Annotated in this window: 23 protein-coding genes; 5 read left to right on the forward strand and 18 right to left on the reverse strand. The window is 44.6% G+C overall.

Features of this window, described 5'->3' with window-relative positions; all coding sequences use genetic code 11:
* Nucleotide 1 precedes the first annotated feature (1 nt).
* The 15 genes from SLS51_RS00410 to fliF all read right to left on the reverse strand — a co-directional run bounded on the left by SLS51_RS00410 (nucleotide 2) and on the right by fliF (nucleotide 12,317).
* Nucleotides 2-286, reverse strand: a complete 285-nt coding sequence (locus SLS51_RS00410) for a CopG family ribbon-helix-helix protein (RefSeq protein WP_011146195.1) — start codon at nucleotides 284-286, stop codon at nucleotides 2-4.
* A 580-nt stretch (nucleotides 287-866) separates the two neighbouring features.
* Nucleotides 867-1,274 carry a cytidine deaminase gene (locus SLS51_RS00415; protein WP_323834464.1) on the reverse strand — a complete coding sequence of 136 codons (408 nt, stop codon included), beginning with the start codon at nucleotides 1,272-1,274 and terminating at the stop codon, nucleotides 867-869.
* Nucleotides 1,275-1,463: 189 nt separating this feature from the next.
* Nucleotides 1,464-2,246: a flagellar biosynthetic protein FliR gene (gene fliR / locus SLS51_RS00420; protein WP_323834466.1), complete on the reverse strand. Its 783-nt coding sequence runs from the start codon at nucleotides 2,244-2,246 to the stop codon at nucleotides 1,464-1,466.
* Between the two features lie 2 nt (nucleotides 2,247-2,248).
* Nucleotides 2,249-2,518, reverse strand: a complete 270-nt coding sequence (gene fliQ / locus SLS51_RS00425) for a flagellar biosynthesis protein FliQ (protein WP_323834468.1) — start codon at nucleotides 2,516-2,518, stop codon at nucleotides 2,249-2,251.
* 20 nt (nucleotides 2,519-2,538) lie between these two features.
* Complete coding sequence (fliP, locus tag SLS51_RS00430; protein WP_323834673.1) at nucleotides 2,539-3,255, reverse strand: flagellar type III secretion system pore protein FliP; 717 nt, start codon at nucleotides 3,253-3,255, stop codon at nucleotides 2,539-2,541.
* A 49-nt stretch (nucleotides 3,256-3,304) separates the two neighbouring features.
* Nucleotides 3,305-3,757, reverse strand: coding sequence for a flagellar biosynthetic protein FliO (gene fliO / locus SLS51_RS00435; protein WP_323834470.1), 453 nt, complete (start codon nucleotides 3,755-3,757; stop codon nucleotides 3,305-3,307).
* A gap of 1 nt (nucleotide 3,758) precedes the next feature.
* Nucleotides 3,759-4,178, reverse strand: a complete 420-nt coding sequence (gene fliN / locus SLS51_RS00440) for a flagellar motor switch protein FliN (RefSeq protein WP_011146202.1) — start codon at nucleotides 4,176-4,178, stop codon at nucleotides 3,759-3,761.
* Nucleotides 4,171-5,175 (reverse strand): flagellar motor switch protein FliM, encoded by a 1,005-nt coding sequence (gene fliM / locus SLS51_RS00445; protein WP_323834475.1) that lies wholly within the window; start codon nucleotides 5,173-5,175, stop codon nucleotides 4,171-4,173. The genes fliN and fliM overlap by 8 nt, the downstream gene beginning before the upstream one ends.
* 5 nt (nucleotides 5,176-5,180) lie before the next feature.
* Entirely contained in the window at nucleotides 5,181-5,657 is a 477-nt protein-coding gene (fliL, locus tag SLS51_RS00450; protein WP_323834675.1) for a flagellar basal body-associated protein FliL, read from the reverse strand.
* 173 nt (nucleotides 5,658-5,830) lie between these two features.
* A complete protein-coding gene (locus SLS51_RS00455; RefSeq protein WP_323834477.1) occupies nucleotides 5,831-7,078 on the reverse strand; it encodes a flagellar hook-length control protein FliK in 1,248 nt (415 codons plus the stop codon).
* Complete coding sequence (gene fliJ, locus SLS51_RS00460) at nucleotides 7,078-7,521, reverse strand: flagellar export protein FliJ (protein ID WP_323834479.1); 444 nt, start codon at nucleotides 7,519-7,521, stop codon at nucleotides 7,078-7,080. Before fliJ ends, SLS51_RS00455 begins: the two co-directional genes overlap by 1 nt.
* A gap of 42 nt (nucleotides 7,522-7,563) precedes the next feature.
* A complete protein-coding gene (fliI, locus tag SLS51_RS00465) occupies nucleotides 7,564-8,928 on the reverse strand; it encodes a flagellar protein export ATPase FliI (RefSeq protein WP_323834481.1) in 1,365 nt (454 codons plus the stop codon).
* Entirely contained in the window at nucleotides 8,928-9,632 is a 705-nt protein-coding gene (gene fliH / locus SLS51_RS00470) for a flagellar assembly protein FliH (RefSeq protein WP_323834483.1), read from the reverse strand. The genes fliI and fliH overlap by 1 nt, the downstream gene beginning before the upstream one ends.
* Nucleotides 9,625-10,617, reverse strand: coding sequence for a flagellar motor switch protein FliG (gene fliG, locus SLS51_RS00475; protein WP_323834485.1), 993 nt, complete (start codon nucleotides 10,615-10,617; stop codon nucleotides 9,625-9,627). The genes fliH and fliG overlap by 8 nt, the downstream gene beginning before the upstream one ends.
* Entirely contained in the window at nucleotides 10,614-12,317 is a 1,704-nt protein-coding gene (fliF, locus tag SLS51_RS00480) for a flagellar basal-body MS-ring/collar protein FliF (RefSeq protein ID WP_323834487.1), read from the reverse strand. Before fliF ends, fliG begins: the two co-directional genes overlap by 4 nt.
* Nucleotides 12,318-12,601: 284 nt before the next feature.
* Between fliF and fliE the strand changes: the two genes are divergently transcribed.
* Together fliE and SLS51_RS00495 are read left to right on the forward strand one after the other, a co-directional pair.
* The gene (gene fliE / locus SLS51_RS00485) at nucleotides 12,602-12,913 is read left to right on the forward strand and encodes a flagellar hook-basal body complex protein FliE (RefSeq protein WP_323834489.1); all 312 of its coding nucleotides are present in this window, start codon (nucleotides 12,602-12,604) and stop codon (nucleotides 12,911-12,913) included.
* A 723-nt stretch (nucleotides 12,914-13,636) separates the two neighbouring features.
* The gene (locus tag SLS51_RS00495) at nucleotides 13,637-14,482 is read left to right on the forward strand and encodes a DUF2829 domain-containing protein (protein ID WP_323834491.1); all 846 of its coding nucleotides are present in this window, start codon (nucleotides 13,637-13,639) and stop codon (nucleotides 14,480-14,482) included.
* Nucleotides 14,483-14,766: 284 nt separating this feature from the next.
* Here the strand turns inward: SLS51_RS00495 and fliT are convergent, their stop codons facing one another.
* Genes fliT through fliD form a run of 3 tightly spaced genes read right to left on the reverse strand, consistent with a single transcriptional unit; the run spans nucleotide 14,767 to nucleotide 16,988 of the window.
* The gene (gene fliT / locus SLS51_RS00500) at nucleotides 14,767-15,144 is read right to left on the reverse strand and encodes a flagella biosynthesis regulatory protein FliT (protein WP_323834493.1); all 378 of its coding nucleotides are present in this window, start codon (nucleotides 15,142-15,144) and stop codon (nucleotides 14,767-14,769) included.
* Nucleotides 15,144-15,554 (reverse strand): flagellar export chaperone FliS, encoded by a 411-nt coding sequence (gene fliS / locus SLS51_RS00505; protein ID WP_323834495.1) that lies wholly within the window; start codon nucleotides 15,552-15,554, stop codon nucleotides 15,144-15,146. The genes fliT and fliS overlap by 1 nt, the downstream gene beginning before the upstream one ends.
* 12 nt (nucleotides 15,555-15,566) lie before the next feature.
* Nucleotides 15,567-16,988, reverse strand: a complete 1,422-nt coding sequence (gene fliD, locus SLS51_RS00510) for a flagellar filament capping protein FliD (RefSeq protein ID WP_323834497.1) — start codon at nucleotides 16,986-16,988, stop codon at nucleotides 15,567-15,569.
* Between the two features lie 274 nt (nucleotides 16,989-17,262).
* On the opposite strand from fliD, the gene SLS51_RS00515 reads away from it, so the two are divergent.
* The 3 genes from SLS51_RS00515 (at nucleotide 17,263) to fliZ (ending at nucleotide 19,864) form a co-directional block, all read left to right on the forward strand.
* Entirely contained in the window at nucleotides 17,263-18,330 is a 1,068-nt protein-coding gene (locus SLS51_RS00515) for a FliC/FljB family flagellin (RefSeq protein ID WP_323834500.1), read from the forward strand.
* Between the two features lie 246 nt (nucleotides 18,331-18,576).
* Complete coding sequence (locus SLS51_RS00520; RefSeq protein ID WP_323834502.1) at nucleotides 18,577-19,299, forward strand: RNA polymerase sigma factor FliA; 723 nt, start codon at nucleotides 18,577-18,579, stop codon at nucleotides 19,297-19,299.
* Between the two features lie 52 nt (nucleotides 19,300-19,351).
* Nucleotides 19,352-19,864 carry a flagella biosynthesis regulatory protein FliZ gene (gene fliZ, locus SLS51_RS00525; protein WP_011146218.1) on the forward strand — a complete coding sequence of 171 codons (513 nt, stop codon included), beginning with the start codon at nucleotides 19,352-19,354 and terminating at the stop codon, nucleotides 19,862-19,864.
* Nucleotides 19,865-19,935: the final 71 nt, after the last annotated feature.

The raw sequence follows: 19,935 nt of genomic DNA on the forward strand, positions 1-19,935 counted from the left end.
ATTACTTGGCCTCAAAACGGCGAAGTGTGGCTTTGCGGCGGGCTAAAAATTTAGCCTCAACTTGGTCGGCTGGCACTAGATTTCCTGCATCGGCAGAAGCTTGGCCTATTTCTATTTGCCTGCGGAGCCAAGCATCATGAACGCTCGCTTCTTGTTGCTGACGCACGAAATCGCGCATGAAGTCACGTAATAGCTGTGCGCCTTTGCGATCGAGTGATTTCGCTGCTGCGGTAAAGTCATTTTTCAGGGCATCATCAACCCTAAAGGTAAAAGTAGTTTCGCTCATAGCTAATGATTCCATCGTAATGTGTTACAAAGTAAGTACAGTGTAGGACTTAAATGGGTAGAATATTACCAGAAGGACGGTAAAATATAATATTTAGATAAAATTAAATCCGAATAGTGTCACCTATTGTAAAAAATTTATTATTGTCTCTTATTTATTCTCATAAATAATATTGTGAATTGTTTATTTAAAATAGCTTTAATAAGTAAAATGATATATTGATAAGCCTTAGTTAAATTAATAAATGAAGATGATAATGATTGCTTTTAATTATGGTTTGTTAAAGTTTTAAGTTAATATGCCTTGATGATTAAATTATTGTTATATTATTTAATGTCTTGGTGGTAATATTTTGTTGAAATATAATTGCATTTAATATAACCAAGTATTAACCACTGAAAATAGTTAATACTTGGCAATAAAATAAATAACCAAGTTAAAATAAATCACACATATACCCTACGGATTTCAAGATGGATCGCGACGGCAAGGGAGCGAATCCCCGGGAGCATAGATAACGATGTGACCGGGGTGATCGAGTGCCGCCAACAAAGAGGCAGCTTGAAAGATAACGAGTATATTAAAGCTTTTCGCCATTAACGGCCGACCAATGATAAGGTTGCAATTCACGAATGGTTTTAAATAACAGCTCGTTTTTCTCATTAGTCACCGCCGCTTTTACGGAGCCTCCCCAATGAACCAGACGTTCCCGACATATTCCACAGGGTGACAAAATGATATATTCACAACCGGCATCTTCACGGTAGAGACATATAGAGTGCGTTACCGCTTCATTCAGTTTATGAGCTTCCAAATAAGCGCCAACTTCCATACAAAGGGATAATGCGTCATTTTTGGTATCAGGGGCAATGCTGGTTAAGATCTTGCCCGATTCTGTCCGTACTGCGGCAGCGCCACCCCATCCCTTTGGGTATCGTTTTTCAACTAAGTTAACTGCGGCATTATATAACTCTTGTTCTATATTCATTAATTTACTGCTCCTATCTCGTTAGTTTATTTTTTTGGTTGATAATATCTTTGAAAATAAACTTTCAGCTAATTAAAACCCGCGTTTCTTTTACTTGTCGATAAGATCTTATAGCATAAAACAGTACAATTTATATCATATAAAATACGGATGGTTTTTTCTAGGTAAACTTTGTTTTGAATAATATCTTTACATAACCATTCCACTGATAATGACCGCCAGTCGATTAAACAATTCACTAAACATACGCTCGGTAAATGGCGCTAACATCGGGATTAAAAGCGTGAGTACCAATATACCGGTAGTCAGTGTTAACGGAAAACCGACCACAAAGATGGACAGTTGTGGTGTCATCCGGTTTAAAATCCCTAATGATAAATTCAGTGTTAATAATAGCGTAATTAATGGCAGAGCCAGCATCATGCCGTTGATAAATATCATACTGGCGCTTTGTGCTAGCAGTAAAAATCCTTGAGCGCTGAGTTGCAGTGGTTGTATCGGTAGAATCTGGAATGTGTCTGCCAGAACCGATAATAGCCATAGGTGACCGTCAAAGGCCAAAAATAACAGTAAGGTCAAGAGGTTAAAGATTCGCGCCAAAATAGGCATATTCGGGCCGCCGGAGGGATCAAAAAAGGTAGCGAATGAGAGCCCCATTTGTAAACCAATCACTTCACCGGCATAACGTACTGCTGCAAAGGCAATTTGCATTGTCAGGCCAAGTGATGCCCCAATCAGGATTTGCTGGAGCATCACCCAGAATGCGGTAACAGAGAAAATAGGCACTTGCGCAGGTTGCAGGTTTGGCAGCAAGAGCAGTGTTACCATCACTGCCAGTCCAATTTTGACTTTCTTAGGTGCCTGTTTTTCACTGAATAATGGCGCAGTACTGAACAGCGCAAGCACCCGAACCAGCGGCCAGAAAAATTCACTGACAAACTGGATCAGCATTTCACTGTTAAACGAGATCATAATTAGCCAATTATCACCGGTATGCTGCTGTAGAGTTCACGCATGTAGTCCAGCAATAGATTTAGCATCCAAGGGCCGGCGATAACCGTAGTGACAAATACCGCCAGAATTTTGGGAATAAATGATAGCGTCATTTCGTTAACTTGTGTTGCCGCTTGCAACAAGCTCACGATTAAACCACATAATAAAGCCGCTAATAGCAATGGTGCAGCCAGTGCCAGCGCGACTTTCATGGCGTCTGTTCCCAATGCCATGACTGATTCAGGAGTCATAATGTTTGCCTCTTTTCAGGTCAACCGTAAAAACTTTGTGCCAGAGAACCCAGTAGTAATTGCCAGCCGTCAACCAGTACAAATAGCATGAGTTTGAAGGGCAGTGAGATGGTAGCAGGGGGGACCATCATCATCCCCAACGCCATCAATACGCTGGCGACCACCAGATCAATAATCAAAAATGGAATAAACAGGGTAAAACCAATCTGAAAAGCGGTTTTTAGTTCGCTGGTAATAAATGCCGGCATCAGTACTCGCATAGGAACGGAATCGGCGGTTTCAAACGGTGGCTGATCAGCAAGACGAGCAAACAGCGCTAAATCGTTTTCCCTTGTCTGACGCAACATAAATTGCCGTAATGGCGTGGCGCCATTTTCTAACGCGGTTTCCAGACTGATTTTATCTTCACTGAAAGGCAGATAAGCATCTTGATAAACTTTATCGAAAACCGGTGACATAATGAAAAATGTCATAAATAGCGCCAGTCCAAGTAGAACCTGATTAGGTGGTGCCGATGGGGTGCCTAAAGCATTACGTAGTAAACCCAACACGATAATAATGCGGGTAAAACTGGTCATCATGAGTAAGGCTGCGGGAATAAAAGTCAACGCGGTAATGAAAACTAACGTTTGAACCGGTAGTGACCAACTTTGTCCACCGTTTGCCAGCGGTTGACTGATTATGCCCGGCAATTGTGCCGCGGCATCCATCGGTAAAATAAGCGCAGCGAGTATCATCCCCAGGCGGTATGACAATGCAAACTTATCCCTTGTCATAAAGAGAGAACTACTTTTTTTCATCATCCTTGCCTTGTCGCATCAGCGTGTTTTTTAAGATCTGACCAAACAGTGCCGGTTTTATAACTTGTCCTTCGGTGTTATCACGATTGGATTCAGGTATTGGCATCTGATGTAATAAATTAATTTGCTGAGCCGTGACACCCAGTACCAGCCAGTGATCTTCAACTTCCACAATGACGACACGTTCACGTTGTCCCAGAGAACAACTGGCTTTGATACTTAATTGTTGCTGAGTTTTCCCTTTGCTGGAAAACAGCCCCATACGGCGTATCAACCAAGTGAGGGTGAAAATCAATAGTAACACCCCCGCCAGTGCACTGCTGACCTGCATCAGTGTCTGACCTGCGGGAAGTGGCGCGGATGTGGCGACTTGAGTCGCCGTTTGGGTTTGCGCGGCAGGTTCTGCCGCGCCATTATGCAGCGAGGGCTGGAAAGCCATATTAACGACTCAGGCGACGCATACGTTCAGAAGGGGTGATGATATCGGTGATACGAATACCGTATTTATCGGATACAACCACAACTTCACCCTGAGCAATCAGATATCCATTGATTAAAATATCCAACGGCTCCCCGGCAAGGCCATCAAGGGAAACGACTGAACCTTGAGATAATCTCAGTAGTTGTTTGATGGTCATTTTTGTCCGGCCCAATTCTACGGATAATTTGACCGGAATATCCAAAATCAGGTCGATATCCGATAAGTGAGCCAGTGCATCCTGAGGCTCCAGAGATTCAAAAATTGCCGCGCTACTGTCAGAGGTTTGTTGTTGCGCGGCCTGTTGTTCCAGAGCTTCTGCCCACATATCTTCGGCAGATCCGGTTGCAGCGGTATCTGTGGGTTGCTTAGCATCACTCATTGGGCTGTTCCTCATCCAGAGCATTTAAAACAGGGTTAATAAGATGTTCGACTCGCAGGGCATATTGCCCGTTTAATGTTCCGTACTGACTAGTGAGCACGGGCACACCATCGACGTGAACGATCAGGCGTTCGGGTTTATCAATAGGTAAGATATCGCCCGGCTGAAGTTGCAGGATTTTTGACAGCCTCAGCGGGATATCAACAAAGTTAGCGACCAATTCCAGCTCTGAATGCTGAACCTGTTTTACCAGACTCTCTCGCCACAGGCTGTCTTCTTGCCGGGCATTTTCCAATGGTGGATTGGTCAAACGTTCCCGCAGGGGTTCGATCATGGCAAACGGAATACAGATATTAAATTCACCACTCAACGCACCAATTTCCACTTGAAATGGCGTTGTCACCACAATATCGTTCGGTGATGTCGTAATGTTGGTGAATTTCACCTGCATTTCAGAGCGAATATATTCCACTTCAATTTTGAAAATGGCGCTCCAGGCATCACGATAGGAATCCAACGCCATGCGTAACATCCGGTTAATCACGCGTTGTTCAGTATGGGTGAATTCTCGGCCCTCTACTTTGGTCGGGAAACGTCCATCTCCACCAAACAGGTTATCTACCGCGATGTAAACCAGACTGGGTGCGAATGCAAACAGTGCTGTCCCTCTCAACGGTTTCAGATGAACCAGATTAAGGTTGGTCGGTACTGCCAGATTGCGGGCGAATTCATGATAAGGCTGGATTTTTATTGCGCCGACGGTAATGTCAGGACTACGGCGGAGCATGTTAAACAACCCCATCCTGAAATGACGGGCAAAGCGTTCGTTAATAATTTCCAGTGCTTGCAGACGTTCCCGAATAACCCGGCGTTGGGTATTGGGATCATAAGGGCGAATCTCATTTTCCCCGGACGAGGTATTTTCTACGTCGTCACTGGCACTGTCGCCATTGAGCAGAGCATCAATCTCTGCCTGTGAAAGAATATTGTCACTCATGGTGATTATCGCAGAATAAACGTGGTAAACAGCACATCGGTGATGACCTGATCCGGTTCACCGGGTACCAAGGTTGGGCGAAGTGTTTGCTTGATGTCGTCCATCAGACGCAATTTACCGCTGTCATGAGCCAGATCGGCCGATTTTTGGCGTGATAATAGCAACAACATACGACTACGAACTTCCGGCAGATACTCGTGGAAGCGCTGGCGAGTTTTTTCATCGGCTAAACGTAAAGTCACACCAATGTAGAGCACTCGGTCAAAGTGATCTTCATTGTCGATCAGGTTGACAGTAAAAGGCTCCAGAGCCATAAAGACAGGGACTGCTATGGCTTTGGATGTCGCAGAGTCACTCTCTTTTGCCTGTTTAAGTGCCCACCAACTGTATCCCCCGATGGCGGCACCGATAACGGCAATCAGTACTAACAGTATCATCCCAAATGGATTTTTGCGTTTATGCTCGTAGCTATAGTCAGACATGGACAGACAAATTCCTGTTTTTGTTGCGGATAAGTGTCCACGCATTCCGTGGTGGGCTGACTTATCCATCAATATCGATAATCATTATCCCGCGTATTTCCGCAGGCAATAGCTGGAACAAACGGGGAAAAAACGACTAACTCGTTCGTTTGTTATGAAGTTACTTTCCACCATTAGGCGAAAATATCCACACCTCCCCGGATGGACGCGAGTTGATGAGGTGTTAAATGGACTGTGGATTCAGTAGCGGAGTGGTTTTCTGAGGCGGTATCAGCATTGTGACTTACGGTTCCACCTGAATGTTGTGAACCAGAGCGTTGTTCTTGCTGCCACGGACTCGCGTTGTCACTGCCGACACTGCTTTGGGTGAGTTGAATCCCACTTTCTGCCAATGCATGGCGAAGCCCGGGTAATGCCGCTTCCAGTGCCGCTCGGACATGGCTGTGAGCCGATGCCAGATGCAATTGCGCTTGATTATCTTCAATAGACATACGGATTTGCAATGCGCCTAGCTCTTGTGGATGCAGGCGTAGCTCTGCCTGTTGCAGGCCATTGCGGTTAAATAAAATGATTTGTTGATTTAATTGTTGTTGCCACTCTTCACTACCCAATTGGGCATTCAGTAAGGGGGTAGAGGCACTGGATAACTGAAACTGGGCTGTCTGATTGTGTCCTGCGGAAAGCAGGGGAGAAGTTGCCACAGAGGAGATTTGCCCGGTTTGTTGATTTTCAGTGACTGCTGGCGCGGGCTGGATCTCAGCTTGAGCGGTAGTTTGAGTGAGTGCTGATTCACGTGGATGAGGCTGAGTTGCCGTTTCACGCTTGGTTTTAAAAAAGGCTTCTGCTTTTTCTTCTTCCTGCTTTGGTTGCTCTGCAATCGCTGTCAGAGGATTCTCCTCAGTCGATAATCCTGTCACGACGAATTCTTTAACGCTAATTTGACGGTTTTTATCATCATGCTTAACGAGTCCGTCAGGTTGGCGGCTACTTTTCTGATTTTCTGATTTGATGGCTAACCCGGATAATTGTATGGGTAAACTTGCCGCCAGCTCTTCTGCTGACATGAGTTTCTCATCAACAACAATCGGTTGTTTGTTTGCATCTGCTTTTACATCAAGGGGAATCAGCGAGGAGGTAATAGGCTCCGTTGGTATTTCATTGGAGGTAGATAATTCATTTGGGGCGGATAATTCATTTGGGATGGATAATAGCGGCGACAAATCGTTGTCTGTATCATCGGTAATCTCTTCTTCTTTGGATGACACTTTTGCTGGTTTGATCCCGCCTTTTTGTGCCAGTTCGGTTTCCAGATTAAGAAACTGAGCAAAAGTTGAAGGCTGATCGGCATCAGTGAGTGAATTACTGCGTGTTGGCGGGTTTTCTGTCGGTTTCAGGTCGGCAGGCAAAAGAGTGAGATTCATTATTTATTTCTCCGTTGTGCGCTACGTTGGGCATACTCATCCATCTGTTTCTGCTCCGTTCTGTTCTGATGTAATCTTCGGTTGTTATCTGCCCGTTGTTGCAAGGTATTGAAAGCGTTGAGGCGCTGTTGTTTTTCCCGCCACTGTGATAAAGCCGTATCAAGCCGCTGTTGCCATTGATTGAGCTGCAATTTGTGCTGTTCAATCGCTTTTTCCAGCGTTTTCATGAATTGCTGATAATTTTGCCAAGTGGTGCATGGCATACCATGACTCAGTGTGTCATTCAGGCGCTCCCGGTACTCATCTTGATAGCCCATCAATGTTGCGAGTTGTTGTTCCATTTGCTGATAGTTCTGACGAACTTGTGCCAGGTGAGTGGCGGCTTTTTCCACTGCATTTTGTGCAAGGTCACGCAAGGTCATGAGAGGTGATTGTTGCTGCATCTTATTCCTCGCTTTAATGGCAATACCCAGAAAATCGTTACGTTACGTAGGTAACAACTGTTGTAATTGAATGCAGGCAGCTTCATATTCACTACGTTCTTCAATATCTTGCTGTAGAAATTGTGCCATGTAGGGATAAAGCTCAATGGCTTTGTCCAATAGCGGATCACTGCCAGCCGCATAAGCACCGACGTTAATCAGATCACGGTTACGCTGATAGCTTGCGAGTCGTTGTTTGAACTGCTGTACCCGCCGGTAGTGCTGCTTATCAATGAGTGCGGTCATTGCGCGGCTGATAGACGCTTCAATATCAATCGCCGGGTAGTGCCCTGATTCCGCCAGCGAACGGGAGAGGACGATGTGACCGTCCAGAATTGCTCGGGCAGCATCGGCTATCGGGTCTTGCTGATCATCACCTTCGGTGAGTACGGTATAGAACGCGGTAATCGAGCCGCCACCGTTCACTCCATTGCCTGCACGCTCTACGAGCGCCGGAAGTTTGGCGAAAACCGAAGGCGGGTAGCCTTTGGTTGCCGGAGGTTCGCCAATGGCTAGGGCAATTTCACGTTGCGCCATGCTGTAGCGGGTCAATGAATCCATAATTAGCAATACATGTTTACCTCGGTCACGAAAATCTTCAGCGATACGGGTAGCGTAGGAGGCACCTTGCATGCGCAACAGAGGTGAGATATCGGCGGGTGCGGCGACAACCACTGAGCGGGCTAAACCGGCGGCGCCAAGGATGTTTTCAATGAAATCTTTGACTTCGCGGCCACGTTCACCGATCAAGCCAACGACAATCACATCAGCCTGTGTGTAACGTGCCATCATGCCAAGCAGAACACTCTTACCGACCCCGGAACCGGCAAACAACCCCATACGCTGCCCACGGCCTACGGTCAGTAGGGCATTAATCGCGCGTACACCGACATCCAGTACATCACTGATTGGTGTACGTTGCAGAGGATTGATTGGCGGCGTGGTGAGTGGGGCACGATAGCCGGTATCTGGCGAAGGAAAACCATCCAGTGGACGACCGGCACCATCCAAAACTCGTCCTAACAGTTCCGGGCCAAGCGGTAATTGGCGCCCACCGCCACAATCTTCACTGTACGGGCGGGCGTATACCCGGGCGCCGGGTACAATCCCTTCCAGATCTTCAAGTGGCATAAGGAGAAGTTTTTCGCCATTAAAACCGACAACTTCACTTTCAACTTCTTCAATATTGCTGCCATTTTGTCGTTCAATCAGGCAGGTTGCCCCCAGCGGCAGATGTAAACCGGTTGCCTCCATCACCAGCCCGGTCGCTCTGGTCAGGCGTCCATAACGACGCACTGGTGAAGTTTTCGCTAGTTTTTGCTCAAAAGTATCCAGTGTCGCCAGCCAGCGCCCGAGTCTTGCGGTCATTACAATTCTCCCGGTGCGGCCAGCCGACATAACTCATGCCAGCGGGTTGCCAGACTAGCATCTAAATCGCCTTCATCTGCACTGATTTTGCAACCACCAGGATGCAGTTTATTATCTGCCAGCAAGCGCCAGCCGTGTAATGAGAGCGTATTGCCTAATTGTTGTTCAACCATTGGCAGATCTCGTGGATGAACCCGCAATTGGGGTTTACCACTCAACATCGGTTCCTGTTGAATAAATTCACGGATCTGATTGAGCAGAGCAGTGCCATCACAAATCGCAGGCTGACCTAAGATCTGTTTTGCCGCGGTCAGTGACAGTTGCATCAAGCGGGATGCAATGATCGTGTCAAGCCCTTCCAGTGAATGTTGGAAATCCGCCAGCAGATTTTGCCACTGCTCGGTGATAGGTTGCTGCTGCTGAATGGCCTCTTTTCGCCCCTGTTCCAAACCGGCTTCTAAGCCGACTTGGTAACCTTTTTCATAACCTTGCGCTTGACCCTCGGTAAATCCCTGTTCATGACCTGCTTGTCGAGCCTGCTCTTTCAGGTTATCCAGCATTGCCGCTTGTTCAAGGATTTCATTACGCTCGGCGTCTTCCTGTGAGTCATCAACGGGCTCGGGTTTGGCCCGCAGTTTTTCCCACTGTGTCAGTTCATTTGGTTTCCAGGGTTGCCAGTCAGCATGGTTTAACTTATCAGACATAGCTATCGTCGCCACCATTCAGGATAATCTCGCCGCTTTCTGCCAGACGACGAACAATAAGCAGAATCGCTTTCTGCTCGCTCTCCACTTGCGACATCCGCACCGGACCACGGTTTGCCAGATCATCGCGCATAATCTCTGCGGCACGTTGAGACATGTTGTTGAGGAAATGATCGCGTAGTTGCTGGTTGCAGCCTTTCAGTGCAATGAGCAGGGAGTCAGTGGTGATTTCCTGCAACAGACGCTGGATACTGCGGTCATCCACATCAATAAGGTTTTCGAACAGGAACATTTCATCGATGATTTTTTGCGCCAGTTCGTTATCGTAGGCACGCATGGCTTCGATAACATTCTCTTCTTGCTGACTTTTCATCAGGTTGATAATTTCAGCCGCGGTACGAACGCCACCCATTTTGCTACGCTTGAGATTCTGACCGTCCAACAGGTTATTGAGCACTTCTGTCAGTTCAGCCAGTGCCGCCGGTTGTACCCCCCCGAAAGTGGCAATACGTAGCATGATGTCGTTGCGTAATTTGTCATCAAACAGCGCAAGGATATCGGCTGCTTGTCCGCGATTTAAGTGAACCAGAATGGTGGCGATAATCTGTGGATGCTCTTCACGGATCATATCGGCTGCCATTTGAGGTTCCATAAAGTTGAGGGTCTCAATACCGGTGGTGGTTTCACGGGATTCGAGAATATCCTCAAGCAGACTGGAAGCGCGTTCTTCACCGAGTGCTTTAATTAACACCGAACGCAAATAGTCACTGGCGTTGATACTCAGTGCCGCATACTGGCCGGCATCTTCTTCAAACTCTGCCAATACATTCACCAGTTGCTGGTTAGAAATTTGGCGCATACCGGCCATTGTGATACTGAGTTGCTGGACTTCCCTGGAGTTCAAGTGTTTAAACACCTCGGCCGCCTGATCTTCTCCCAGGGTCATTAACATGACGGCGCTTTTTTCTGTTCCGTTCAGGCTCATTGTTCGTTACTCATCCATTGACGGATCACCAGTGCCACTACGCGAGGATCTTTTTCTGCCAGCTCGCGAATGCGTTGGCTTTGAATTTCAGCACTGACTCGTTGACGTGTCAGTTTCTGGCGCGTTTTTTCATCCATTTCCGCACTCGATTCAGTCACTTGTTTTTTCTGAACTTTCTGTGCGTCGAGGGCGGCTTTTTCCGCGGCGCGTTTTTTGGCAAGTTGAGGCACCACCATTTTGCGCCACAGCAGCCATGCCACCAGAATCAATAGCAGGTAGCGGCCAAAATCGAAGGCTTTTTCCAACAGAACCGGGTTCTGCCAGACAGGAATAACCTCGATATTTTCTTTGCTTTCAGTAAATGGTGTATTAACCACATTCAAGCTGTCGCCACGCTCTTTAGAAAAGCCCATCGCTTCTCTGGTCAGCGCTTCTATTTTTGCCAATTGCTCAGGGGTTAGTGCCTGAGTTTCCGGGCCATTTTTGCCTTCCACCGTGACATAATTGACGACAACGGCGACGGATAGGCGTTCAACACCACCGGCTTGCTGTTGCACATGGCGAATAGTCCGGTCCACTTCATAGTTTGTGGTTTCGTCACGGCGGTTATTGCGATTACTGTTCACCATGCGCTCGTTACTGTTACCCGCGGATGATGCTTTCTTATCGCTCTTGTCGTTTTTGTTGTTCTCTTTGGTATTTGGTTTATCAATCGGCGCACTCGGCGGAGGGCTTGGCTGATTGGAAAGCGCACCGGGAATACCGCCAACCTGAGGGCCGCCACTCTGCTCGCTTTCACTCAACTGTTTTGAGCGAACCGCAGCCTGATTCGGGGGTTGGTTAGGTTTATATTCTTCCGCCGTCTCTTCACGGCGTGAAAAATCCACCTGCGCTGTTACTTGTGCGTGAACGTTACCACGACCAACAACCGGGGTTAGAATCGCTTCGATACGATGCTGGAAACGATTTTCCACTTCCTGAATGTATTTCAGTTGACTGGTATTGAGATCGCGTCCGGTCGCGTCGGCTTGTGTCAATAGACGTCCGGTCTGATCAACGATGGTGACATTGCCCGGCGGTAAGCCAGCGACACTGCTGGAAACCATATGAACGATGGCGTTTATCTGGCCTTCATCCAAGGTACGACCTTGCAGTAATCCAACCGTAACGGAAGCTGAGGGCGATTTCTGTTCACGGACAAACAGCGAGGGTTTGGGGAGTGCCAGGTGAACCCGGGCATTTTGCACCGGCCCCAACGATTCAATGGTGCGTGACAGTTCACCTTCTAGCGCCCTTTGGTAGTTAACTTGCTCACTAAATTGGCTGATGCCAAACTTTTCTTTATCGAGTAATTCGAATCCCGCAGCCCCACCTTTGGGCAACCCTTGTTGCGCCAATCTTAGCCGTGTCTCATGCACCTGCTCGGCAGGGATCATGATCGCAGCGCCATTTTCGGCAAAACGGTAAGGGATATTTAATTGGGTTAATTGGGTGACAATATCGCCACCATCTTTATCGCTCAGATTACTGTAAAGCACCCGATAATCGGGGCTGCGTAACCACAGGAAAAGGGCAATGACAATCGCAACGGCTGCGCTGCCGGCAATTAATAATGGTACTTTAGGATCAGCTTTTATCTGGTTAATGATAGCACTGAAACCTTTAGTTTGATTTTCAACGTCGGTTGTTGCGGCACTCATAGACGATCCTTGCCTTGCTGTTCAACATGAATACTAAAAGCGTGGCGTAACAAAACAGACTCCCCATACGCAAGCGAAAAAATTCTTCCTATTTTCAGTTTTGTCATTATTCGCTGTTCACTCATCTTTTAATGGCGCAATAAGCCCTGACTTTTTACGTTAATTACCCGCTTTAGATCGAGAGGGCTATGTTAGGGTGGCAGTCTAAAAATATGCCGTATATACCTTGGGGTAATATGGCATTGAATTGCGTAGGATATAGGGTGGTTTAACACGAGGTTTTTATGTCAATTCAGGCAATTGAAAGCGTGCTGCAACTGATGCAAGCTCAGGCATTACAGGCAGCCAGTATCGCAAAACCACTACCGTTGCAGAGTGGATTTGCCAGTCAACTGATGGCGGCTGTGGGTAAAATTAATCAAACACGTTTGAATGCCACAAAACGAGCTCAGGATTTTACCCTGGGTGTACCCGGTGTTGAATTGAATGATGTTATGGTGGAGATGCAGAAATCCAGTATCGCTTTGCAAATGGGCGTCCAGGTAAGAAATAAATGTGTGGCTTCTTATCAGGAGATTATGAGTATGCAGGTGTAGGTATATTAATCTATTGATGTCTATCGTTAATAAGAGAGATCGCGAGTGTCGTGGATAAATTCCGCGGCGCTGCAAACAGGATATTCCATCGGTTTTATTTCTGGTCTTTTGTGTTGAAAGGCAATCCATAGCTCATACTGAGATTACATTTCTGTCCACATTTCAGCGCTGCCCATTTTGTTATAATCAGCTCCTTTTAGCGGATGAAGTTTCCAACTCGGAGCGTTCATATCATCTGGTTTTTTAACCGTGTTTATTGCGGTTAACTGAATTTGCAACTTTACCGTATGTTTTGGTTGAATGCTTGTTATAGTTAGCGATTTAATTAAATGTTGTAAAACTCATAGTCAATAAAATATTTAAGGTGTCACGGTTTCGAATAATAACTTTCAACTCTAATTTCTGAGATTGACTTTAACTTATTGATAAGTATCAAAAAGCGATAAGGAAAATGAACAGCATGTCCTGTTATAATTTAATCTTGAGTTTTTGCTTTGGCTCCATTTAATTCACCAAAATTTACTGAATGTTTAATAATAGATTGAAAGTTAAATCATGTGGTTTAATTTTTAATTATTTATATACCCTATAGATTTCAAGATGCATCGCGGCGGCAAGGGAGCGAATCCCCGGGAGCATAGAGAACTATGTGACCGGGGTGAGTGAGTGCAGCCAACAAAGAAGCAACTTGAAAGATGACGGGTATAGATATAAGGAAATAATATGTCTGAGGTTATTAAGCCTGAAAATGAATGCCAGTTTGATCCTAAGCAATATGAATGCCACGGTGTTATCGCTCCGGTTGGTTCTTTTTCTTGGGCCCTGATTCAATTAAAGCTACGTAAGCTTGTCGCTCGTTCTGTTTGGCGCGATAAAAAGATGTATTTGGCTATTACCCCTCGTGTGAATGATTTAACAGTAGAAGAAGGCAGTGCTTACGCTGTTGATGGTGTCGCCGTTGGCACTAAATATGATTATTTGACGCATATTGATCTGCGTAATGAGCACGGTAATTTTGTACCGTGGCAGCCAACGCAAGAAGATATGATGGCTTGTGATTGGAATTTTGTAGAAAAAGAGGCAAAGCCTGAACCTAAACTAGGTGACAATATGTTTGTATTTGATCTTACTTTGGGGACTGGACGTTATAGAAGCAGTGGTAGTAGTACTGATGATTGGGGATATCTTAGCGATGATAGATATCTAGAGGCAGGGAAGGAAGCTGCTTTTGGTGTCTTAAATGTAATCCAAAATAAGACAACTATTGAGAAAATAGAAATATTCTGCTGGGTTGAGAATAATGAATCTCAAAGATCTATATTGGTTTGGAGAGTAGCCTCTCATGGGAATGATGAGAGTTATCAACAAATGCAAGATCTATTCAGAAATAAATCCCTTTATATAAGAGTGGATGGTATAACTTCTAATCTGGGTATGCGCTCGCCTGATAGTTCTGACGGAAAATATTATTGTGATAATTGGTATGAACATAATACTGAAGCACAAAAATTAAGTGAAATATTGAAACAGACAGGTAGAAACAAGCGTTTTGATTGCAACTGGCGTTAATTATAACTTACTAAAAATATGATCATTTTCCGCAATTGTGAGAATTTTTTGGTTATTCAAGGCTGCGCTCCTGTGTGGTCTTTTTATTTTTCACAATCAACTTAAATTACAGGGCTACATATAACAGCTCACTAATACCTATTGGTCGTGATGGGGGGAATATGAAGATGAAGGGCAATCCTGATTTGTAGATCGGAATACTACAAGGTTTTAAAGACATCCTAAACCAAGCTCACAAAACGGGTAAATAATGGTGATGAGAGTACATCACCTTTATTTCTCAATTACTTTTGTTCCGTAGAGTTCATAAGAATATTATGATAGGGTTCAACAGGGAATTGGCCGTAGCTATCATTTAATAATTGCTGTTGGCTTGCTTGTTTGATGAGTTTACTTAATTCATCAAGTCTTTTCTGTAGTAGTTTTTTAATCTCATTTTCATTATCTAAAATTATTTGCAAAATGTTGGTCATTTTTTGCTGTAACGAAAGAGAAGTCGTCGATGATATTGAAGAATGGCTGATCACTTCTACTGCTTTGAGGTAGGTGATTTCCATATCAACAAGTTCATCCCATTTTTCATTTTTAGCTAAATTAAGCATTTGCTCACTTAAACTTAGGATCCGTTGGTAAGCTGACAAAAGATCCATTTTATTATCCATTAAACAATATCCTGACTGGCGTTGTAATGAGGGCCAATTTGCCGCCAAGCATCTGAAATCTCGGTGAGTAACTTTATTACTTCGGTAATGGCTGGCTCATCATTGCGTAAATTAGCGTAGAGTAAACGTTGGATCATATAGTCGTAAAGGGAAGCGAGATTGTGTGCCAGCTCTCCACCTTTTTCATTATCTAACCCTTGTTTGAGGCCATTATCGATGATATTGATCGCTTTGGAAATAGCTGCGCCTTTTTCCGCGATATTACCTTGTTCCATCAGAATAATTGCTCGACGTAGGGCGCTAAGCGCCCCGTTGAACAAAATCTGAATCAACTGATAGGGGGAGGCGTTCATAATTTCGCTCTCCACATCTATCTGGGCATATAATTGACTTGCCGAACGTTGATACATAATTTCCTTTAATTATCTTATTTTCTGTAATTGTGATAGGAAGTTACCGGTGTTTCCCAAGGAAGAGACCATTTTATCCAGTTGTGAAAATTGGCGTTTATAACGTTCAACTGTTTCGTTAATATTCTGTTTCGTCCTGTCTACTTGTTGATCAAGGGTTTTTAGACGCTTGTTAATACCATCAGTCGCGGTAACTAAGGTACCTTCATGGCTATCTAGAGCATCTTTTAATAGCTTATGTGTCTGAGTGGCAAAACCCGTTTCTTTACCATCACCCATAAAGAACGCTTTCACATTAGCTGGCTTTTCTTTTAGATTTTTTTCCAGTTTTTCGTTATCAATTTCCAGCTTACCGTCAGGCTTTTGTTTAATGCCCAGTTTATTCAGGGTTGGAATATCATTAGCCGCTTGAGAGCTGAAAATCTGGCTTCTTAGCTGGTTTTGTATTCCGCGTAATGTGCTGTCACCTAATAAAGCACCATTATCTTTCGACGGTTCTTCACCCTGTTTTACTGGCTTAAATTTGGTCAGTGAATCAAATGTCGTTTGTAATTCATTATAAGCATCAACCCAATTTTTAATCGCCTCTTTCATCGGCTCAATATCACGGGATATGACCAAAATTTCTGGCTTATGGTCCCCTGGTTTATCTTTATCCTCGGTCGTTTTTTTCAGATCCAGCTTAACGCCTTCGGGTGCATCGGTAATATGGTTTGTCTGACGCTCAATTGGGATTTTATTAACGGTTAAGAGTGCATTCTTAGCTTCGACGGTTTGAGTGAGTTTACTCGTTGTACCTGGATAGTTTAGCAACTCGCTAAGTTTGTTATCACCTTCAACTTTGATGGTCATCACCGATTCAGTGCCCGCTTTTTTAGCCGTCAGCACTAAATAGTTTTCGCCATCTTTGGCCTTGATAATACTGGCGTTGACATTACCTTCCTGTTTATTAATGGCATCACGGATCTCAATAATCGATGTTTGTCCGTCTGTCAGCTCGATTTTCATCGGCTTTTTTTCGCCAGGCTGAGTAATGGTAATTGTCCGGGTTTTACCTTCACCCAAAGATTCACCCAGATACTCTTTGATATTACTGACTTTTTTTGTCTGTAATGATTGTGCCTGTGCCAATTGCTTAACTTCAATACTGTAGTTACCCGGGCTGGCTTTAGAATCAGTACTGGCAACGAATGCATCATGTTTTTCGCTGGCAGTGGTTGTGTTAAGTTTATCGAATTTTTTCAGTGATTCAGATGCGGTTTCCAGTTTTTCTAAACTGCCTTTTAATGTACCAAAAGCGGTTAGCTTACCTTTATAACTGGTTTGTTGCTGTGTCAGCGGTACTAAACGTTTTTGTTCTGCTGCCTGAAGTTTATCCAATATAGAGCCCAGATCCATCCCCGACCCGGCGCCTAATGAAGAAATGCTAGCCATTTATTGACTCCTTTATTAGTAAAGCTTTATTGAACCGGTTATCGGTAAGTTTTTGGAAAAGTTTACTAATAAAAATAATTTTTCTATGGTAGGAATAGTCGTGAAGAACCGACGCTGTTTGGCTTATCAGAGCAGCGTGATAAAAAAGAAAAAGTTTTTTCAAGAAAAATTAAAGGTTCTTTGAGGAACGCCGATAAAACTGTTGGCGGTGATGAACACCGTGGGTAAAACCCAAACTTATATATCGACTTGATTTTAAAAAGGAACTCTAATTATGGCACAAGTCATCAACACCAACAGCCTGTCCCTGCTGACTCAGAATAACTTGAATAGATCCCAGGGTGCTTTGGGTAACGCTATCGAGCGTCTGTCTTCTGGTCTGCGTATCAATAGCGCGAAGGATGACGCGGCTGGTCAAGCGATCGCTAACCGTTTCACTGCAAATGTTAGAGGTTTGACTCAGGCAGCACGTAACGCTAATGACGGTATCTCTATTGCACAGACTACCGAAGGTGCGCTGAACGAAATTAACACCAACTTACAACGTATTCGTGAACTGACTGTTCAGTCACAAAACGGCAGCAACTCTGAAAGTGATATCAAATCTATCCAGGAAGAAGTGACTCAGCGTTTAAAGGAAATTGATCGTATTTCTGAACAAACTCAGTTCAACGGTGTTCGTGTTTTGCGTGAAGATAGCAAAATGACCATTCAAGTTGGTGCTAATGATAACGAAGTTATCGACATCGATCTGAAAAAAATCGACAAAGAAGCTCTGGGACTGGGAACATTCACTGTTTCTACGGAAGTTCCGCACGGCGAAGTAGTTAAACAGGTTGACGATGGTGCAGGTGGGAAGAAAGATATCGATCACACTGCCGACGCTAAAGTTAAAGACTTGAAAAATATAGAATTCTATGAGGCTGTTAATGAAAAAGGTGAAGTTGATCCTGGTAAATATGTTGTCAAAGGTACTGACGATACAGATGGCAAAGTAAAATATTTCGAGGCCACTATTGCTAAAGATGGTAAATTAACAGCAGGTAAAGACATCACTGCTAAAGCATCAGAAAAGCCTCTAGAAACTTTGGACAGCGCTCTGGCACAAGTTGACAGCCTGCGCAGTTCTTTGGGTGCTATCCAAAACCGTCTGGAATCTACCGTTAACAACCTGAACAACACCGTTAACAACTTGAGCGCAGCTCGTAGCCGTATCGAAGATGCTGACTACGCAACCGAAGTGTCTAACATGAGCCGTGGTCAAATTCTGCAACAAGCGGGTACTGCGGTTCTGGCTCAGGCTAACCAAGTGCCTCAGAATGTAATGTCTCTGCTGCGTTAATCGCTCAGCTAGGACAATATGTGAACCTGATTCACATAAAAATCCAAACAAATCAAGGATCGGCTCGCCGGTCCTTCTTTTTTAGGAGTTTATCAGGAACAGCCTAAAATTTGTGATACTATTAGGCAGACAATAAATTTCGCATAGGTGAAAAAGAAGTGTTTTTACTACATTGTTCAAACGATTGCCCTTGTTAGGGGATTGGATAATGATGGTTAGTCTCTTTTTCCAAAGGTGTCTGTTGTTGTGAGCGATTTGTATACCGCCGAAGGCGTGATGGACAAAAACAGCCTCTGGAAGCGCTACGTACCATTAGTTCGCCATGAAGCGTTAAGGCTACAAGTTAGGTTACCCGCGTGTGTGGAGCTGGATGATCTACTTCAGGCCGGGGGAATCGGCTTACTAAATGCGGTGGAACGTTTTGATTCCTTACAGGGAACCGCGTTTACCACTTATGCGGTACAACGCATCAGAGGTGCAATGTTGGATGAGTTAAGGAGCCGTGATTGGGCTCCGCGTAGCGTGCGCCGTAATGCGCGCGAAGTGACGCACATCATCCGTAAACTTGAGCAAGACTTAGGCCGTCCAGCCAGTGAGCAGGAAGTTGCTAAAGAATTAAAGATTGATCTGGTAGAATATCGGCAGATACTGTTAGATACGAATAACAGTCAGTTGTTTTCGTATGACGAATGGCATGAAATGCATGGTGAAAGCTGTGAACCTGTCATTGGAGAGGGGCATGAAACAAATCCCTTACAACAATTGCTGGAAAGTGACGTTCGTCAACGGGTAATTGAAGCTATCGATTCGTTACCTGAACGAGAAAAAATGGTTCTGACGCTGTATTATCAGGAAGAACTTAATCTGAAAGAGATTGGCGCAGTACTTGAAGTCGGGGAGTCCCGTATAAGTCAGCTACACAGCCAGGCGATTAAACGCTTGCGGGCACGCTTAAATCCGGAAAAGTAACTTTTTTGCTTATTTGTTTTTTGTTTAAGACTACACACAGGGCTTATCTCTTATGTCTGTTACAACACAAAAGAAACGGCCGCTCAGCCGTTACATTAAAGACTACAAACATAGTCAAACTCATTGCTTGCATTGTCACAAGGCTCTTGACCGTATCTCTTTGGTTTTTAATGGCCAAGTGATCAACAAAGAGTCCATCTCCGAGATGACGGAGTTGATTGATGACAAGACCTGGGATGAGCTGCAAGATAAATTTGTCGCGTTATGTCGTTTTTGCAGTGAGATTTATTGCAATAGCGAGACAGATTATTTTGACATCATGTCTTTCAAACAGTACCTGTTTGAACAGACTGAAATGAGTCATAGTACTGTTCGTGAGTATGTGGTTCGTTTACGACGTTTGGATGAATTGCTCACTTCAAGCAATTACCCTGTAAAAGAGTTCACAACAGAGAAAATTCAGGAAAAACTGAGTGAAAAGCTGTCACAGTCGGCATTCAGTAACTACAACATTGCTTTGCGCAAGTATGAACAGTATTTGAGCTGGCAGCAGGGCGGTCACTAAGCTGGAAATATAAACAGCAAAGAGATGATTAATTTTGGGGGAACACATTTGATGTGTTCCCCTTAGCTACA

Origin of the sequence: Photorhabdus africana, assembly GCF_035181445.1 — a bacterium.
Classification (GTDB): Bacteria; Pseudomonadota; Gammaproteobacteria; order Enterobacterales; family Enterobacteriaceae; genus Photorhabdus; species Photorhabdus laumondii.

Bases quoted from the DNA above. Each gene is read 5' to 3' on its own strand.
- SLS51_RS00410 (WP_011146195.1), bottom strand. From the start codon at position 286: ATGAGCGAAACTACTTTTACCTTTAGGGTTGATGATGCCCTGAAAAAT.
- SLS51_RS00415 (WP_323834464.1), bottom strand. From the start codon at position 1,274: ATGAATATAGAACAAGAGTTATATAATGCCGCAGTTAACTTAGTTGAA.
- fliR (WP_323834466.1), bottom strand. From the start codon at position 2,246: ATGATCTCGTTTAACAGTGAAATGCTGATCCAGTTTGTCAGTGAATTT.
- fliQ (WP_323834468.1), bottom strand. From the start codon at position 2,518: ATGACTCCTGAATCAGTCATGGCATTGGGAACAGACGCCATGAAAGTC.
- fliP (WP_323834673.1), bottom strand. From the start codon at position 3,255: ATGATACTCGCTGCGCTTATTTTACCGATGGATGCCGCGGCACAATTG.
- fliO (WP_323834470.1), bottom strand. From the start codon at position 3,757: ATGGCTTTCCAGCCCTCGCTGCATAATGGCGCGGCAGAACCTGCCGCG.
- fliN (WP_011146202.1), bottom strand. From the start codon at position 4,178: ATGAGTGATGCTAAGCAACCCACAGATACCGCTGCAACCGGATCTGCC.
- fliM (WP_323834475.1), bottom strand. From the start codon at position 5,175: ATGAGTGACAATATTCTTTCACAGGCAGAGATTGATGCTCTGCTCAAT.
- fliL (WP_323834675.1), bottom strand. From the start codon at position 5,657: ATGTCTGACTATAGCTACGAGCATAAACGCAAAAATCCATTTGGGATG.
- SLS51_RS00455 (WP_323834477.1), bottom strand. From the start codon at position 7,078: ATGAATCTCACTCTTTTGCCTGCCGACCTGAAACCGACAGAAAACCCG.
- fliJ (WP_323834479.1), bottom strand. From the start codon at position 7,521: ATGCAGCAACAATCACCTCTCATGACCTTGCGTGACCTTGCACAAAAT.
- fliI (WP_323834481.1), bottom strand. From the start codon at position 8,928: ATGACCGCAAGACTCGGGCGCTGGCTGGCGACACTGGATACTTTTGAG.
- fliH (WP_323834483.1), bottom strand. From the start codon at position 9,632: ATGTCTGATAAGTTAAACCATGCTGACTGGCAACCCTGGAAACCAAAT.
- fliG (WP_323834485.1), bottom strand. From the start codon at position 10,617: ATGAGCCTGAACGGAACAGAAAAAAGCGCCGTCATGTTAATGACCCTG.
- fliF (WP_323834487.1), bottom strand. From the start codon at position 12,317: ATGAGTGCCGCAACAACCGACGTTGAAAATCAAACTAAAGGTTTCAGT.
- fliE (WP_323834489.1), top strand. From the start codon at position 12,602: ATGTCAATTCAGGCAATTGAAAGCGTGCTGCAACTGATGCAAGCTCAG.
- SLS51_RS00495 (WP_323834491.1), top strand. From the start codon at position 13,637: ATGTCTGAGGTTATTAAGCCTGAAAATGAATGCCAGTTTGATCCTAAG.
- fliT (WP_323834493.1), bottom strand. From the start codon at position 15,144: ATGGATAATAAAATGGATCTTTTGTCAGCTTACCAACGGATCCTAAGT.
- fliS (WP_323834495.1), bottom strand. From the start codon at position 15,554: ATGTATCAACGTTCGGCAAGTCAATTATATGCCCAGATAGATGTGGAG.
- fliD (WP_323834497.1), bottom strand. From the start codon at position 16,988: ATGGCTAGCATTTCTTCATTAGGCGCCGGGTCGGGGATGGATCTGGGC.
- SLS51_RS00515 (WP_323834500.1), top strand. From the start codon at position 17,263: ATGGCACAAGTCATCAACACCAACAGCCTGTCCCTGCTGACTCAGAAT.
- fliZ (WP_011146218.1), top strand. From the start codon at position 19,352: ATGTCTGTTACAACACAAAAGAAACGGCCGCTCAGCCGTTACATTAAA.